This is a genomic window from Vibrio sp. IB15 (assembly GCF_016406055.1).
Lineage (GTDB): Bacteria > Pseudomonadota > Gammaproteobacteria > Enterobacterales > Vibrionaceae > Vibrio > Vibrio chagasii.
The window spans coordinates 18,865-35,012 of sequence record NZ_JAEFCE010000052.1; the positions used below are offsets into that span (position 1 = coordinate 18,865).

The window sequence follows — 16,148 nt, forward strand, 5'->3', positions numbered from 1 at the left end:
CTTGTTATGGAACAAGTGACAACTCAGTACAGCATTAAGGTAGTGAAGTACTTTATTATCGCCTCCTTAATCTGGGCTATTTTAGGCATGATCATCGGTGTGATTCTCGCTGCACAGCTGTATTGGCCCATCTTAAACTTCGACTCGGAGTACTTTCAGTTTGGTAGGCTTCGTCCCTTACACACCTCTGGCGTCATATACGGGTTTGTCGTCAATATCCTGATGGGGACGTCATTGTATATCGCACAGCGAACCGGGCATTGTGAGCTCTTCAATAAGAGCTTGTCATGGATGGTGTTTTGGGGCTGGCAACTTGTGCTACTACTGGCGCTTATCTCTCTGCCTGCGGGTTACACCACGTCAAAAGAGTACGCAGAACTAGAGTGGCCAATTGATTTGCTTATTGTGCTCGTTTGGGTACTTTATGCTGTGTTGTTCTTTGGCACGATAGCCAAACGAAAAGTCGACCACATCTTCGTGGCAAACTGGTTCTTTGCAGCGTTTATTATCGTGATCGCGATGATCTTCGTCGTCAACAATCTCGCGATGCCCGTATCTGCAATGAAGTCCTATTCCGTCTTCGCGGGAGCTCAAGATGCCATCGTACAGTGGTGGTGGGGACATAATGCGGTAGGTTTCTTGCTGACGGCTGGCGTCATCGGTATGAACTATTACTTCATACCCAAAGCGGCTGACCGCCCTATCTACTCGTACCGATTATCCGTGATTCACTTCTGGGGCTTAGTTGGCTTCTACACTTGGGCTGGTACTCACCACCTCGTCTACTCTTCCGTTCCGGTGTGGGTACAAAACATTGGTATCGTGATGTCACTGATCCTCTGGTTACCATCGTGGGCAGGTGCGTTTAACAGCGCGATGACTCTACTGCAAAACAAAGAGAAACTTAAATCCGACTACATTCTTTTATTCTTCTTTTCGGCGATTCTCTATTACTGCTTAGCCACATTCGAAGGCCCACTGCTCGCTATTCGTTTGTTCAACATGGTTGCACACAACACCGAATGGATTATCGGGCATGTCCACTCTGGTGCTCTCGGATGGGTAGCGATGTCGGGTATCGCCGTATTCTATTACTTCATCCCACGTTTATGGGGCAAAACCGAACTTTGGTCACCAAGGATGCTCAAGTGGCACTTCTGGCTCGCGCACGCAGGTGTGGCTATTTACGCCATTGCATTGTGGGTAGCGGGTATTGGTGAAGGCTACATGTGGCTCACTCAAAACGACAACGGCGAGCTCGTATACAGTTTTGTGCAAGCGATGGATTTCAAAGCACCTTGGCTGTTCCTGCGCTTCTTTGGTGGTGCTCTATTCGTACTTGGCTTGTTCTTAATGGCACTGAACCTTTACAAAACGGTGCGCATGCCAGCTGAGCTTGATGTTAAACGCACAGCAAATGGGGAGGCATAAATCATGAGTAAAGACTTTACCCACTCGTTGGTCATTCTAATTTTGACCACCGTAGTCGTCGCCTCTTTCTCACTGGTAGTTTGGGTGGTCCCAAACATCGTTCGAGGAGATGATATCGCTAAAAACAGCCTCGCTGTGCCGTTAACCGCTATCGAGCTAGCCGGTCGAGATATCTACATCAGCGAAGGCTGCCACGTCTGTCACACGCAGATGGTGCGCCCTCTTGACCCAGAAATCAAACGTAACGGACGCCCAAACCAAGAAGCAGACGATATCTATGAGTTTCCTAACTTGTGGGGTTCTAAACGTACTGGTCCTGACCTAACCAATTTAGCAAGAAAGTATTCTGATCAATGGCATGTGATACATCTAATCAACCCTCGACAAGTCGTGCCTACTTCTATCATGCCTTCTTACCCTTGGCTGTTTGAACAAACACTCACTGGGGATGATATCAGTGCGAAAATGGAGGTATTACGTACACTAGGTGTTCCATATACCGACCAAGAAATTGGTGATGCAAGACTACAGGTTAGAGGTAAAACCAAAGGCGAAGCCTTAATTCGATACCTGCAAAGCCTAGGTAAAGATACGTCACAGGAGGTATCACAATGAGCACATTTTGGAACTTATGGGCGGCACTCTTAACCATAATATTCTTTGTTCTAATGGTATCCGTTGTCGTTAAGTACTGGCGTAGTAATCACAAGGCCGACGAAGACCACACCGTTGGCACCTTTGACGGCATTGAAGAAAAAGACGCACCGCCACCTAAATTACTGTTTGTCAGTTATGCTGTCGCTTTCTCGCTCTCCGCAGGCTACCTCGTGTTGTACCCAGGGATTGGTGAATGGGAAGGCTTAGTCGATTGGCAGCAAAGTGACGATAAACTCAGTTCGCCCACTACAAGCCTCGATGAGCAGTTTGCCCTAACAAGTGAAACCACTTTAGCTGGGTTAGCAGAGGTACCTGAGATCGTAAACAGCGGTCAGATCTTATTCCAAACCCATTGTGCCGCATGTCACCGCGACAACGGTCAAGGCCAAAAACACTTCCCTAACCTGATCGACCAAGAATGGCTATATGGCGGTAGCGATGAAGCGTTAATCCATTCCATTGCCAAGGGGCGAAATGGTGCAATGCCGGGTTGGAGTGAAATCATGCGCCCAGATGAAGTGGCAAAGGTTTCTTACTATCTAGCGTCTCTAAACCAACGCCATACCGATGTGCCTGAGGTTAAAGTCGAACTCGGTAAAAGCTTGTTTGTCCAATACTGTTCGTCTTGCCACGCTGATGGCACAATTGCTAACCCAGAGATTGGGGTTCCCGATCTTTCCGATGACACTTGGTTACACGGGGGTAGCATTGAAGAGATTCAACATACGATTAACTATGGCTTGAACAACCTGATGCCAGCGTTTGATAACCAACTTACCGAAAACGAGATACTGGCTCTAGGCGCCTACATCCGACATGCAGGAGAAGCTGAACAACAGAGGGTTGCAAGCTTGAACTCAGAGTCAGTTGAGCGCGGGGAGTACTTGGCGCATGCTGGCGACTGTGTCGCTTGTCACAGCGCGGAAGGTGGTGAACCCTTTGCTGGTGGCCTGCCGTTTGTCACTCCTTTTGGCACAGTTTATTCAACCAACATTACTCCTCACACTACCGAAGGTATCGGAACCTATGATTTCGACGACTTCAGAGCCGCCTTGGTTGATGGCAAAGGTAAAGATGGCTACTTGTACCCTGCTATGCCTTACACCTCGTATCAATATCTGACAGATCAAGACATGGTCGATTTATGGGAGTACATGCAATCCATCACAGCGGTACCAAGACGCAATGACGACAACAGCATGATGTTCCCGTCGAATATTCGCCTAGGTCTGCTTGGCTGGAATATCGTATTCATGGATACCGATCCGGTCGACTATCAAGTACCAGAGGAACTCAAAGATAAGGTTGATGATGTCGAGAAGTGGCAACAAGGTAAATATTGGGTTGCAGGGCTTGGTCACTGTTCTGAGTGCCATACACCACGAAATATTGCACAAGCTCTAATACCTGAGCGCATTTTCCAAGGTAACTTAATCGATGGCTGGAATGCGCCCGATATTACCGCAAACGAGCTTTATATCGACGGCTGGGATGAGAAAACACTCACCGACTTCCTACACACAGGTCACTCAGACAAAGGCACGGCTTTCGCTGGTATGGCTGACGTAGTGAAAAATAGCCTGAGCTTGATGACACGTGAAGATATCGAGTCGATGTCCTACTACTTGTTGAACGGTGATACCAACAACACCATAAGCAGTGACGCGGTGCCGTTAGAGCCGAAGGGCTTTGATGAAGAGTCATACGCTGCCGAGATCTACACGACTTATCGCCAAACCTGTGGTGCGTGTCATGGTGACGATGGTAAAGGTCGCGACCCTATCGCCCCTACTCTGCTGAATAACGGCATCATCATGCACAGTGACCCATTCAACACCATTGCGGTAACGGTAAGGGGCTTACAACCTACGTATCTCGACAAAGACAGAAACTTCATGCCAATGGCGAGCTTTGAAGATGTCCTGTCTGATCAAAGGCTAGCCGAACTGATCACTTTCGTCCGATTACATCTCGGTGATAGAGAAGAACCAGTCACCGCAGAACACGTTCGTGAAGTGAGAGAAACCCTAGAGGCAGCGGGTTACGCGGGTGGGTTACATACCACACCTGACATGTATGACCGCAGAGATAACAACATCAACATCCGCTAGCGGATCTATCACTTAGAAAGTGAATTGCAAACGACCAAAGGAGACCTAAGTGTCTCCTTTTCTTTTGCGCTTTAAATGCCCTTGCCACTACAACACAATTATAACTAACTGATTACACAATTAAGCAGACTTGCACATAATGCGATCAATCTCGCAGAACAAAGATGACACCGAGTGCATAATACGCAAAATTTTATAATGAGTTACTAAGGACTGATATGGATACAACTACACTCATCTACGATACGTTGGAAGGTCTATCGAGCGCGAAACCACAACAACACGCTCAAATCCGCCAAAATCTATATAACCATCTAGATCTATCATTTGAGAAGCAGTTGGCTTTGTATTCATCCGTTCTTGGTCCAGCAAGTGCTGGTAGATTGACCGATTTAGACAGTGCGGTAATGTCTGCGCGCAAGATTGTTGGCTTAGACAACAACTAATCTGTCGTCCAAGTGAATTCTGAAAAAACGCTGCCTTATGCAGCGTTTTTTTTATGCTTCAATTTGCCGCAGGTACAACTTACCAGTGTTGCCCATTCTCAACCCTTTATCCGGATGAACAGCGATTTAGAGTAATAAGCTCGAACGCTGATAAGTGCAATTTGTCGAAATTTTCAAGTTGCGACCATTCTCATTTGGTTAATCTTATGTTCCATTTTTAACAGGTGTGTAACGACAATAATGGCGCTAATGTTAGTAGCACGTTAACCACACAGCGGATGGAAGAATCATGAGAGTACTTATTGAATACACACAGACAGGCAAATATCGTGATCAAGCTTGGGAAGCACTGACCATTCGCTCGAAAGGCGAGATTCAAGCTGTGACCCCATCTTACGCGGCTCAACTAATCGAACAAAATCGCGCCTGCTTAACCACAACAGAACATCAAGATATCGTCATCCAACCTTAATGGCTTATTGAGCTACCCCTCCTAGTTCCTTAAATCGAATAGTTCGATGACCTAACAAAAACGCTGCACGGATGCAGCGTTTTCTTTTTTCTAACGTCGCTTATTTTTTAACGTCTTTGTTTCAGGTAGGGCTAGCGAGATTACTTTGGCAAATTCTCTAATGCTTCAACCATCGTCATCAGCTTGTCTACGATTCTTTCGCCGTCTGCTCGTAAGCCGTTGTGCTCATATTCATTAGTGATCCATGCTTTTGAGTTTGGAATGTTCGCCAGTGTTTCACGGCTGTAATCCAGTTCAACGTACATGTCGTCAGCATAAACAGCACACGCCATAGGCACGGTATTCTTGCCAAGCTGCTCTGCGTTGTACAAAGTACCCCAATCTGACTTCTCAGCTAAGATATTCGCCGCTTCACGCAGTGGCTTCAGTGTTTCTAATTGGTCAAACATCCATGGGTAGACCATTTCTCCTGTAAACCAGAACTCATTTCCCGATTGGTAATTAAAGTGTGGATACTGCTCGCGTACTCGATGAGCTGACCAATTTGATGCTGTGCCTTGGCAATAGATAGATTCATGCAAAATCGCGTAAATTGGATTGGTTAGGTAACCCTGCTCTTGTTGCATTTGATTTAGGAAGATATAGCTCAGTTGCTTTTTACCGTTCACTTCAACAAACGCACTTTCTAACGTGAAATACATAGGAAGGTTTGCTTCGCCAGCACCTAGGTTAATGCCAATCAATTGGAACTGTTCAACCGTAAATACCTGACCGTTTGGTAACTTCACTTCATTGTTAAGCAGATAATCAGAGATCTCACGGCACATGGCTTGTGCTTGAGGGAATTGAGCAAAGAAGGCTCTGTTTTTATCTTCAACACGCTTATAGGTCGCACGGTATACATCGTCAGCTTCACGTTCAATCGACGGAATACCGCCCGTCACATAGCAGCGTTGCAAGCTTTTCGGGAACAGTGATAAGTAGCTTAGAGTGCAAAAGCCACCAAAGCTCTGGCCAATCGTCGACCACTGCTTAACACCAAATTGCTCACGAATCACTTCGGCATCACGAACAATGTTGTCAGCTCTAAAATGCGTCAGATATTCAGCTTGTTGTTCTGGAGAAAGATGTGCCAAGGTTTCATGGCTAATTACCGTGCTATTGCCAGTACCTCGCTGATCAAGAAGCAGAACGCGGTAGTTTTGTAACGCACGTTTCATCCAACCTGATTCACCACTCACACGCGGTGAAGGGAAGCCAGGCCCCCCCTGAAAGTAGATCAACCAAGGTAGCTCTTGGCTGTCTTTTGCTAGATCGACAACTTCACGAGCGAATACTTGAATCTGCTGTCCATCTTTCGCTTGATAATCGAGTGGTAATTCAAAATAGTGCTGACGATACAGGGTGGTTCCATCTATAAACTTAGCTTGCACGCTTCATTCCTTTTTATCTGATTCTAATGTCATCGGTACGAATAAAAGTAGCGCCCTATGGCACACATAGGTAGCAAGATACGCATAGTAGCTCGTAAATGAAACCGTTTGTTTAGCATGAATGTGAAGGTGCTTCATTTGATTGCTCAAGGAGTGTTCGCATCGTAACAACCTGTGTCAAAACGGCGCGTTTTTGAGGCTTTATCAACAGCTCAGTAGATAAAGCCGTAGGAAAATAAAAAGAGCTTAACGAAGTGAGGATACGTTAAGCTCTTTTGGTGTTATCTGATGTTTATGTTGCGCTAAGTTCAATCAACTATGAGGCGACTAACTCTCCTGCCCCTTGAATTGAACGCTGGCTATTTTCAACCAGAATCGCGGTGGCCGTTTCTTTTAATGTCGCCCACTCTGCGTCGTTGACCTCAATGCCATCACGCCACGCGTTTTCTTGTGTCTTAAATAACGACTCCGACGTGACATGTGTTTGGTAGCCATCTGACAAGCGTTCGATATCGAAATCCTGGACGGAAAGTTCGATGGTCATATTATGGATATGTTCGTCCGATGTCAGAGGCAAATCTGATAAAAACAGTTCTGGAGCAACGCAACCACGGTTAAGCACATACAAGGTGCTCTTAGGGTTAGAGCCGTTGTCCCAACGTGCAGTGCACGCAATACCTTTCGCTGCTAGTTTTACAAGCTCACTGTAGGCCAACCAGCGGTTGTGGCAGTTGTTTAGCTCAATTTTAAGCGATTTGTTGCCGACCATTTTTTCAATCGCATAATCCATCACGACAGGAAGATGACACGCCAAACTTGCCTTATGCAGGTCGACTTCGACCGTGTTATCGCTTGTCACTTGAATATCAACTGGGCAGTCGTCCTCTAGGCCGATAAAGTTGCTCGCATTATTAAAATGACGCACACCATCCAAGCCTACCATTTGTAAATCAGCCACCATGTTCGCTATCACATCGGCTTCACCACATGTACGGCGCATCCCTAAAAAGGCTTTGTTGACGGCCGCGACCAATTCATTGTGAGAAACGATCATAGCGATTTATCTCCATGTTGAGCATTGATATGTGTAGGAACGTTATGTGAGCCAGCAAGCTCCGCTTCACTTGGTAAGACTGGGAACACCCACTCGTCTTGATGAATTTCGTCAAGCAGCGGTGCGCCTTGGAAGAAGGTTACGCGAACCCAACGATCTGAGCGAGGATCAAACTTAGTTGCACCAAACATAGCCAGTTTGCAACGTAACAGATGCATCGGCAGCGACTCTTTATGAAGCACATTCATTTGAATGTCCCCCATCGCTTTGTTGCCCAGTGTCCATACGCGGCGAGCTATAGCACGATGCTGTGGCTGTTTTACTAAGAACTCGGCTAACGAGAGCTCCGGCGTAAACTGCAATAAAGCATGGTACAAACGATAAGCTTGACGACCGATATCTAACGGCAGTTCACGCTCTTCACCCAGCTCTTCACCTCGAACACCGAGTCTTGGCTCTTCTTTGTCTTGAGAGCGATACCAGAACCAGTAGTTGTTCTCAGCCTTAGTAAAGTCCGTTGTAATTGCCCAGCGGTACTTCTCTTCTAAGATCACTAACAGATCTTGTATCTTTTTACCGCTAGGAAGTGACAGTGTCTCGCTACAATTCATCTGCTCCTGATGCGCGTCCACTAATTCTGGGTACAATTCCATCAAGCATGAGATAAGGATTTCTTGGGCTTCCATACTCATGTGCTTAGATTGTTCAACTAACTGTGCCCATGTATCACATTGGCTGATAGACACTTCTAACGATTGCTCTGCGTGTTTCAACTCATCCACAGCAGCTTTGTTCAGCTCCTGCTGATGTTCATTGATGGTAACGACTTGTTCTAAATGACAAATCGCTTTTTTAACTAATGTACGTAGTGGCTTGATCAACGCCGTATCCGTGTGATTAGCCAACACGTCAGCTAATGCATGTTCACGGGTTGTCATCCATTGGTCGACAATACTTGGGTGGTTAATCAGGTATGGCGCCATGCCTAAACCAGTAGCATTACCCACACCTAGATAGCGTTGTAAGCCTCTGTGCAAGGTAATCGCTTGTTCACCGCCTTGTTGCTCTGCTAGGTAATGAACCCAGTCGAGACTAAATTCACGCAGCATGTATACCGCACACATTTGAGCACTGAACGACTGATTGAAATCTGAGTTCTTCTCTAGAATTTTGAAGTCAGCAATACCGAACTTACCATTACCATAAACCGCAGTCGTTCTCAGGATGTAGCCTACTTCCGCTAACTCTTTTGGCGTTGGTTGAACCCCTTTGGCCAAGTGGCTCACTATGTGTTCAAACACACGCACACTTTTGTTGGCGCGCGCTAGAACAAGCACATTGTTAGGGTTACGGCCTGCTTCTTGTAGCGGTACATTCGCACGAAGTCTCTCAAGTAGAGCGACATCCACATCGCCAAGAACCAAAGCAAATGTTACGTCCCACTTTTCAGCAATTACACGGTCATTTCGTTCGTCGTCTGCAATCTCATCACAGAACACAACCAAATGATAAACATGGTTTGGCGTCTGTAGCTTATAGATAGCATGACCATACCCTTGAGGGTCTAATTGCCACTCATGTTTAGTCACTTTCCATTGCTGTTGCGCCATTTTACGAATCAGAGTTCTTACGAAGCTGATGCGTGTTTGGTGCATAGCACCCAGTCTTTCCGGTGCCATGACGACCGTTGCGTCACGTAGTGCTGATTCAGTGTAGGTAGAACGATGTGCATCCATTTTGCTCACCACCTTTGTAGTTATAAGGGTTTTGCTAGCCATTCAGAACCGATCGTTGCTGTCTTTTGAAGCATTTATAGCGACAGTATGTTGGTTAGCTTTCACGTTTTAATCGTTATTGATGTTGTCGGGGCAAGCGAACTCGCCCCTTATTATTTGTCCTGACTAGATCTCTTGACCTAAATAGTTGCCGTCCGATGTATCTTCACCAGTACGGGTTTTCTCTTCCTTTCGGAATCTGGTATCAGCCTTATTTCAAAGGCTGATACCTTGTTTCTCTTTAATTTTTAGAGAGCGTTACCTCTACCGTTTCTTTACAGATCCTGCTTTTCTACAAACTCTGCTTTCTACAAACCTTGTTCTTTCGCCATCTTGATTGCGATTTGAGGCGCATTCCAAAGCGATGGCAGTAAGATTAAGGACACCGGAACCGCTGTGATTACGATGAAAGATTGCAGCGCGGAAATACCACCAGAGCCTAGAGAAATCAGAATCAACGCCGTTACGCCCATCATCACGCCCCAGAAAGTACGGATGATTGCATTCGGCTCTGTCTCACCACTGATTACAACACTGATGGTGTAAGTCATTGAGTCGCCAGTCGTTACGATGAAAATCGTGGTTAAGATCAGGAACAAGATAGAGATAAGCATCGGCATTGGTAATTGCTGAGTTACCGCTAGCAGAGCACCTGGTAAGTTAAAGCCTTCAAACGCTTTACTTACGCTGCCTGGATCTGCGATTTCGAACGCAAGGCCAGAGCCGCCAACAATCGTGAACCAGAAACAAGTAACAAACGGTGCAACTAAGCTGATGGTTGAAACCAGTTCGCGAATACTACGACCGCGAGAGATACGTGCAATAAAGATTGCCATCATTGGGCCGTAACCTAGGAACCAACCCCAGAAGAAGACTGTCCACCAGCTCAACCACCCCTCGTCACCACGGTATGTCGCCATTGGGATGAAGTTATCGATCATGCTGCCTACACCTTGAATGTAGCCGTTAAAGATAAAGTTTGTAGGGCCAAAGATCAGGATGTAGACCATCAATGCCATTGCAAGAATCACGTTGTAACGGCTTAGCATTTGCATTCCACGGTTAAGGCCGCTCAATGCCGATAATGTGTATAGAACGATAGCGAATAAGATGATGATCAGCTGCGTCGTGAAGCCGTCAGGGATATCAAACAGTGCATTCAGTGCATAGCTCACTTGCAAGCCCAAGAAGCCGATAGGACCGATGGTGCCCGCCGCTACAGCGACAATACAACATGCATCAATCAAAGCGCCGGTGTGACCTTTCAGTGCACGTTCGCCTAACACTGGGTAAAGCAAAATACGCGGTTTAAGTGGCAAGCCTTTGTCGTAGTGAAGGTGCATAACCACGATAGACGTTAAGCTGCCGACGATTGCCCATGCTAGGAAACCCCAGTGCATGAAAGATTGCGATAAAGCGTTCACAGCACCTTGCTGTGCGTTTTCTTGTGCACCGTACAATGGTGGTGGGCTAACGTAGTGAGCAATCGGTTCTGCTGCAGCCCAAAATACGCCGCCACCCGCAAGTAGCGTACAGAAGATTATCGCCATCCAACGGAAACCATCCATTTCAGGTTTAGCGATGCCGCCTAGGATAACCTTGCCTGTTCGCCCAGCCGCCAGGCCAAGACCAATAAGAAAAGTCAGAAGAAGTAGCATTTGCCAGTAAGGACCGAATACTTTTACCGACCACGCAAAGCCCGTGTTAACCAGAGTTGATAGCAGTTCGCCATCAAATAGGGCCAGTGTCACGAACAGAGCGATAAAACCGCCGCTGTACCAAAGTGCCGGGTTGGATAACCCTAATTTGTCTGAGGTAGATTCAGACTGGTTGGTGTTGCTTGTTGCATTACTTGCTGTGTGTGCTTGACCCGCATTTAAGCTTGAAGATTTCACGCTATTGGTTAAATCAGACATACTCTGACTCCAGAGGTTTCTTTGCAGCTGTCATAAAAATGATGACTACAAGGGTGTATTTAACACCTGCCCTATTATTTTTGTGTTGAGCAGGCTAATCCATGTTTGGGTTACCGCGTTGCGAAATAGACCGTTGTTCCTTTTGAATAGTGAATTTGGTTAAAGCAGTACTCGCTAAATGAACGTATTTAGAAGACTGCTCATTAGATGCTGACTAGTGAGAAAAACGACTTAACCTTGGCTTTGAGGCTCTAGGCCATCTTTCAAAAAGTTAAACCAGTTTTCTCCTAGGACTTGTCCAGCTTCAGACTCGCTAAAACCATGACGCATCAATCCGTTATAAATATTTTCCATACCCGAACTACCACAGAACCAAGGCAACGCATCAGGCCAACCTGAGTTATTCGCAGAGCCTTCGCCGTAGTCCATCGCTTTAGACCAACGACCATTTCTCATCCATTCAAGGACAGCTTGAGGCTGGTTTAAGCATAGGTCACTACCAATACCGAGGTGTTCGACGCCAACCATGTCAGCAGTGGTCGCAACCATCTGACAGAAGTCTTCCAAGGTACATTGGCTGCCATTTGGTAGGTGGAATGGGTATAAGCTGAATCCGATTAAGCCACCGCGTGCAGTGAGCGCTTTAATCACATCGTTTGATTTGTTACGAAGTGCATCATGAGCAAACGTCGGGTTCGCGTGGCTGATACAAATAGGACGAGAAGACAAATCAATCGCTTCAAGTGTTGAGCGCTCGGCACTGTGAGACATATCGATGATCATGCCCACTCGGTTCATCTCTTCGATGGCTTGCTTACCAAAGCGAGTAATACCGGTATCGTTCTTCTCGTAACAACCTGTCGCCAGTAAACTTTGGTTGTTGTACGTCAGTTGCATGATCAAAAGACCCTGCTTACGCATCACTTCGATAAGACCAATTTCATCATCGATTGGAGAACAGTTCTGAGCGCCTAAGAAAATACCGACTTTGCCAGTTGCTTTTGCAGTCTCAACATCAGCCATTGAGTGAATCGGCATGATAAGATCTGCGTTCTGCTCGAATCTTAAGTTCCACTCTGCAAAGCGAGATAAGGTTTCACGAGCTGTCTCGTGGTAAACCGCGGTAGCGTGAACTGCTGTAATGCCGCTCGCCTTTAGTGTTTGGAAATATTCTCTGTTCCAATTGCAGTATTGCAATCCATCTATAACAATCCGTTGCTGGTACATAACCACTCCTATTGAAAGCTCAGTGTTCTAGCTCGGTTTTGAAAACACGCTCAAGTAACATGTTTTCAAAAATGGGTTAAATCGCTTATCTAAGTTCGTTTTCTGTTTTGGTTTGAATATTGGCCTGACTCTGTGAATCAGGCCAATTCTTATATAGAAAGCAGATTAGTAAGGACGCTGGTAAGCCGTCTTCACTACTGTGTAGAACTCTTTTGCGTATTGACCTTGCTCACGAGGACCGAAGCTAGACTCTTTACGACCGCCAAACGGTACGTGGTAGTCGGTACCAGCGGTTGGTAGGTTAACCATCACACAACCAGTTTGAGCTTGTTGCTTGAACAGTGCGCTCGTACGTAGGCTTTGAGTGATGATGCCGCCAGTTAGACCAAAGCGAGTATCGTTAGTTGTTGCAATCGCTTCGTCCAAGTCAGCCACTCGAATCACGCTTGCCATTGGTGCGAATACTTCCTCTTGGTTCACTTCCCAATCGTTCTTAGTGTTCAAGAACAGTGTTGGAGCCATGTAGAAGCCTTCGTGTTGCATGCTCAAGCGTTCACCACCGAATGCCAGTTCACCGCCTCTTTGACGTGCTTTCTCCACCCAACCCAGGTTCGCTTCAAGCTGGTTGCCATCAACAACTGGGCCCATGAAAACGCCGTCCTCTAATGCGTGACCCACTTTCAGCTCGCTCATACGTTTAATCAGTGCATCAACGTACTGGTCGTGGATGCTATCCATAACAACAAGACGAGAAGACGCTGTACATTTTTGACCTGCACCAGAGAAAGAGCCGGCAATAGTTGCTTCAACTGCGGTTTGGATATCTGCATCATCAGCGATAACCAGCGCGTTCTTACTGCCCATTTCCAGTTGGCAACGAACGAAGTTTGGTGCGGTAGCCGCTGCCACTTTACGACCCGTGTCAACAGAACCGGTAAAGCTCACACCGTTCACTTCTTTAGAGTTGATCAGTGCATCACCTACCGTTGAACCGCTACCCAATACAAGGTTAAACGTACCTGCAGGGATACCTTGGCGATGGATGATCTCAGTAAGCGCAACCGCACTTGCTGGTGTTAGGTTTGCTGGTTTCCAGATAACACTGTTACCGAAAGCCAATGCTGGAGCAATTTTCCAAGCTGCTGTTGCTGTCGGGAAGTTCCAAGGAGAGATAATGCCGATAACGCCTACCGCTTCGCGAGTCACTTCAACAGAAACACCCGGGCGTACAGAATCTGCGTTGTCACCAATTTGGCGAAGCACTTCAGCCGCAAAGTATTGGAAGAACTGACCTGCACGGTAAATCTCACCGCGACCTTCAGCAAACGGCTTACCTTCTTCACGAGATAGCAAAGTGCCCAGCTCATCACAACGGGCAATCAACTCATCACCAATCGCTTGAAGCACCGCTTGTTTGCGTTCAATCGGCGTTTTTTCCCACTCTGGTTGAGCGTGTTTCGCCGCTGAAATCGCTTGTTGAACTTGTTCAGCACTTGCTTGTGCAAAGTTACCGATGTTTTCAGAAATATCTGATGGGTTAATGTTCGCTACGGTGCTTACACCCGCTTGCCATTCGCCGCCAATGTAAAGTGCGTTTTCTGCTTGAACATTCTGTAAGTGAGTCATCATTCTGTCCTTGTAACGTTAGGTTGCGGTTGAGTCTGGCAACCATCGGATTAATTAATAAATTGTTAATTTATATAGAGAATAAGTATTAATTTTGTATCTAGACGTAAAACTATTCGCTTGTATCAGTAAAGATCTGCGTAGACAAACAGCTTTGATTGGCAAATTGCCTCAGTTCACAGTCCATTTATTCAGGTTGAGACGCCGATGCATAAACCACGAACTCAACCAACATCTCTTCTCTAGCTAGCCCTGCAACAACGACTGCTGCACGATTTGGATAAGGTGCGTTGAAGTATTCCCCGTATACGCTGTTTACCGTTTTCAGGTATTCACGGTCAGTCACGTAAATCAGAACCTGCAGCACAGAATCCATCGATTCGCCTGCACACTCCAAGGTATGAACAAGGTTGTTAAAAGTCTGACGCGTTTGCGCTTCAATACCGCCTTCTACTACTGCGCCCGTTTCATCGATTGGAATCTGCGCAGTGTATAGAGTGCCGTTATTAACGATTGCCCACTCTAGTGGTGCTTTTGAAGCAAAAAGAGCGGTTTTTACTGGGTGTTTTTTAGTTTGTGCGTTCACGATTCCATCCAACTTTGTAACAACTATGTTTCAAGATGGTTAAATACTGCACCTTGACGCCTGATAAATCTAACGGTAAATTTTGTGCATTTGATAAATAAAATCTATCACCTTTCAAAAAGTAAGGTATAGCAAGGGCTAGAGAAGGATCGGAGTCATGAGTATTAAGCTACAACAGTTAAAACATTTTGTTTTAGTGGTCGAAGAAGGTGGATTTCGAGCTGCTTCTCACCGAGCAAATCGCTCTCAGGCGGCACTGTCTACTTCAATAAAAGAGCTTGAGAGAATACTTGGTCAGCCACTGTTTGAAACAGGCAACAAATCTACGCTGACACCTTTTGGTGAAATATGCTTACCGAAAATCATTCAATTCTTGAATGTTTACAAAGCATTAGACAACGACTTACGTGCAGCGGCGGCTGGGCAACAAGGAAGAGTTCGAATAGCGAGCGTGCCTTCTGTGGCAGCCAAATTGATCCCTAGCGTGTTAGGGGCCTTTTGTGAGCAATACCCGAATGTAGAGGTGAGTTTGATTGATGATAATGCGGCAGGTGTAGAAGCACGATTACTCTCTGGAGAAGTAGATGTCGCCCTAGGCAACACCTCCCATTTAGAAGAAGAGAGTATCGACTTCACCCCACTTCTTTCCGATCCTATCGGTGTGGTCTGCTTAAAGGACAACCCTATCGCCGCTCAACCTGAAGGGATCGAATGGCAAACTCTGTTAAAACAGCCCTTCATTCGTAACGGGACTTGCACCCTACTCGATCCAACACCTGCACGTATGCTCAGCGAACAAGCCCTATATTCCGTAGAAAACATTACTTCTCTGTTTTCTGTATTGGAATTAGGCATTGGGGTAACCACGCTGCCTAAGCTTGCTTTTCCAACCAATGAAACGCGTTTAGTGTGGATTCCTTTGATCGACCCGCCATTACAGAGACAAATTGGAATATTCCGACTGTCTGACCGTACTATCTCACCCCAAGCGCAAGCTTTTCATGACTTGTGTATTCAATATCTGAGCTATGAAGCTTCATAAACAAGGTTTAGCAAATGGCAGTGCTGCACTGCCATTTGTTGCTTCAAAATACGCTTTATCTGGCCGCATCAACCACTATCAACAAGCTCTTAAGTGGAGTTTGAACTTCATAGAAACGGCTTTAACACTCTCAATTCTTCTTCTCACCTTCCAATATAACCGGCCATAAATACCTCGATGAGTACCAAAAATGCGGATAACCATTGATGTGACACAGTTTTTCCACGCTTCATGAGTAATAGATAAAAAATATATATTCCCGCGTTAATAAACGCACGCGGCTCGCTATAAATAACCAAATAGTGATGAATTAACACGGCTTTGTTGCGTAAATCGATGGAACCAAATCAAGAAGCTACGATCTGATCAGCT

13 protein-coding genes and 1 pseudogene are annotated in these 16,148 nt (G+C 46.1%); 7 read left to right on the forward strand and 7 right to left on the reverse strand.

Going from position 1 to position 16,148, the window contains the following annotated elements; translation table 11 throughout:
- Window positions 1–6: 6 nt before the first annotated feature.
- The 5 genes from ccoN (at window position 7) to JC606_RS17630 (ending at window position 5,117) form a co-directional block, all read left to right on the forward strand.
- Complete coding sequence (ccoN, locus tag JC606_RS17610; protein WP_198779067.1) at window positions 7–1,431, forward strand: cytochrome-c oxidase, cbb3-type subunit I; 1,425 nt, start codon at window positions 7–9, stop codon at window positions 1,429–1,431.
- Window positions 1,432–2,046: a cbb3-type cytochrome c oxidase subunit II gene (locus tag JC606_RS17615; protein WP_181143960.1), complete on the forward strand. Its 615-nt coding sequence runs from the start codon at window positions 1,432–1,434 to the stop codon at window positions 2,044–2,046.
- Complete coding sequence (locus tag JC606_RS17620; RefSeq protein WP_137407660.1) at window positions 2,043–4,199, forward strand: cytochrome c; 2,157 nt, start codon at window positions 2,043–2,045, stop codon at window positions 4,197–4,199. Before JC606_RS17615 ends, JC606_RS17620 begins: the two co-directional genes overlap by 4 nt.
- Before the next feature lie 218 nt (window positions 4,200–4,417).
- Window positions 4,418–4,645 carry a PAS factor family protein gene (locus JC606_RS17625; protein ID WP_102426376.1) on the forward strand — a complete coding sequence of 76 codons (228 nt, stop codon included), beginning with the start codon at window positions 4,418–4,420 and terminating at the stop codon, window positions 4,643–4,645.
- A gap of 289 nt (window positions 4,646–4,934) precedes the next feature.
- The gene (locus tag JC606_RS17630; protein WP_004741177.1) at window positions 4,935–5,117 is read left to right on the forward strand and encodes a hypothetical protein; all 183 of its coding nucleotides are present in this window, start codon (window positions 4,935–4,937) and stop codon (window positions 5,115–5,117) included.
- A 140-nt stretch (window positions 5,118–5,257) separates the two neighbouring features.
- Here JC606_RS17630 and JC606_RS17635 read toward each other — a convergent pair whose 3' ends face one another.
- From JC606_RS17635 to JC606_RS17665, 7 genes and pseudogenes are all read right to left on the reverse strand, one after another.
- Window positions 5,258–6,550, reverse strand: coding sequence for an alpha/beta fold hydrolase (locus JC606_RS17635; RefSeq protein WP_198779068.1), 1,293 nt, complete (start codon window positions 6,548–6,550; stop codon window positions 5,258–5,260).
- 316 nt (window positions 6,551–6,866) lie between these two features.
- Window positions 6,867–7,604, reverse strand: a complete 738-nt coding sequence (locus JC606_RS17640; RefSeq protein ID WP_061031076.1) for a DUF3726 domain-containing protein — start codon at window positions 7,602–7,604, stop codon at window positions 6,867–6,869.
- Window positions 7,601–9,414, reverse strand: a pseudogene (locus JC606_RS17645) (hypothetical protein). Before JC606_RS17645 ends, JC606_RS17640 begins: the two are co-directional and overlap by 4 nt.
- Before the next feature lie 273 nt (window positions 9,415–9,687).
- A complete protein-coding gene (locus tag JC606_RS17650; RefSeq protein WP_198779070.1) occupies window positions 9,688–11,295 on the reverse strand; it encodes a BCCT family transporter in 1,608 nt (535 codons plus the stop codon).
- A 231-nt stretch (window positions 11,296–11,526) separates the two neighbouring features.
- Window positions 11,527–12,522 (reverse strand): membrane dipeptidase, encoded by a 996-nt coding sequence (locus tag JC606_RS17655; protein ID WP_008217072.1) that lies wholly within the window; start codon window positions 12,520–12,522, stop codon window positions 11,527–11,529.
- Between the two features lie 165 nt (window positions 12,523–12,687).
- Window positions 12,688–14,148: an aldehyde dehydrogenase family protein gene (locus JC606_RS17660; protein WP_198779073.1), complete on the reverse strand. Its 1,461-nt coding sequence runs from the start codon at window positions 14,146–14,148 to the stop codon at window positions 12,688–12,690.
- A gap of 187 nt (window positions 14,149–14,335) precedes the next feature.
- Window positions 14,336–14,734 (reverse strand): RidA family protein, encoded by a 399-nt coding sequence (locus tag JC606_RS17665; protein ID WP_004741170.1) that lies wholly within the window; start codon window positions 14,732–14,734, stop codon window positions 14,336–14,338.
- A 157-nt stretch (window positions 14,735–14,891) separates the two neighbouring features.
- Between JC606_RS17665 and JC606_RS17670 the strand changes: the two genes are divergently transcribed.
- On the forward strand, window positions 14,892–15,776 hold the full coding sequence (locus tag JC606_RS17670) for a LysR family transcriptional regulator (RefSeq protein WP_198779071.1): 885 nt from the start codon (window positions 14,892–14,894) through the stop codon (window positions 15,774–15,776).
- Window positions 15,763–15,945, forward strand: coding sequence for a hypothetical protein (locus JC606_RS17675; RefSeq protein WP_198779072.1), 183 nt, complete (start codon window positions 15,763–15,765; stop codon window positions 15,943–15,945). The genes JC606_RS17670 and JC606_RS17675 overlap by 14 nt, the downstream gene beginning before the upstream one ends.
- Window positions 15,946–16,148 lie beyond the last annotated feature (203 nt).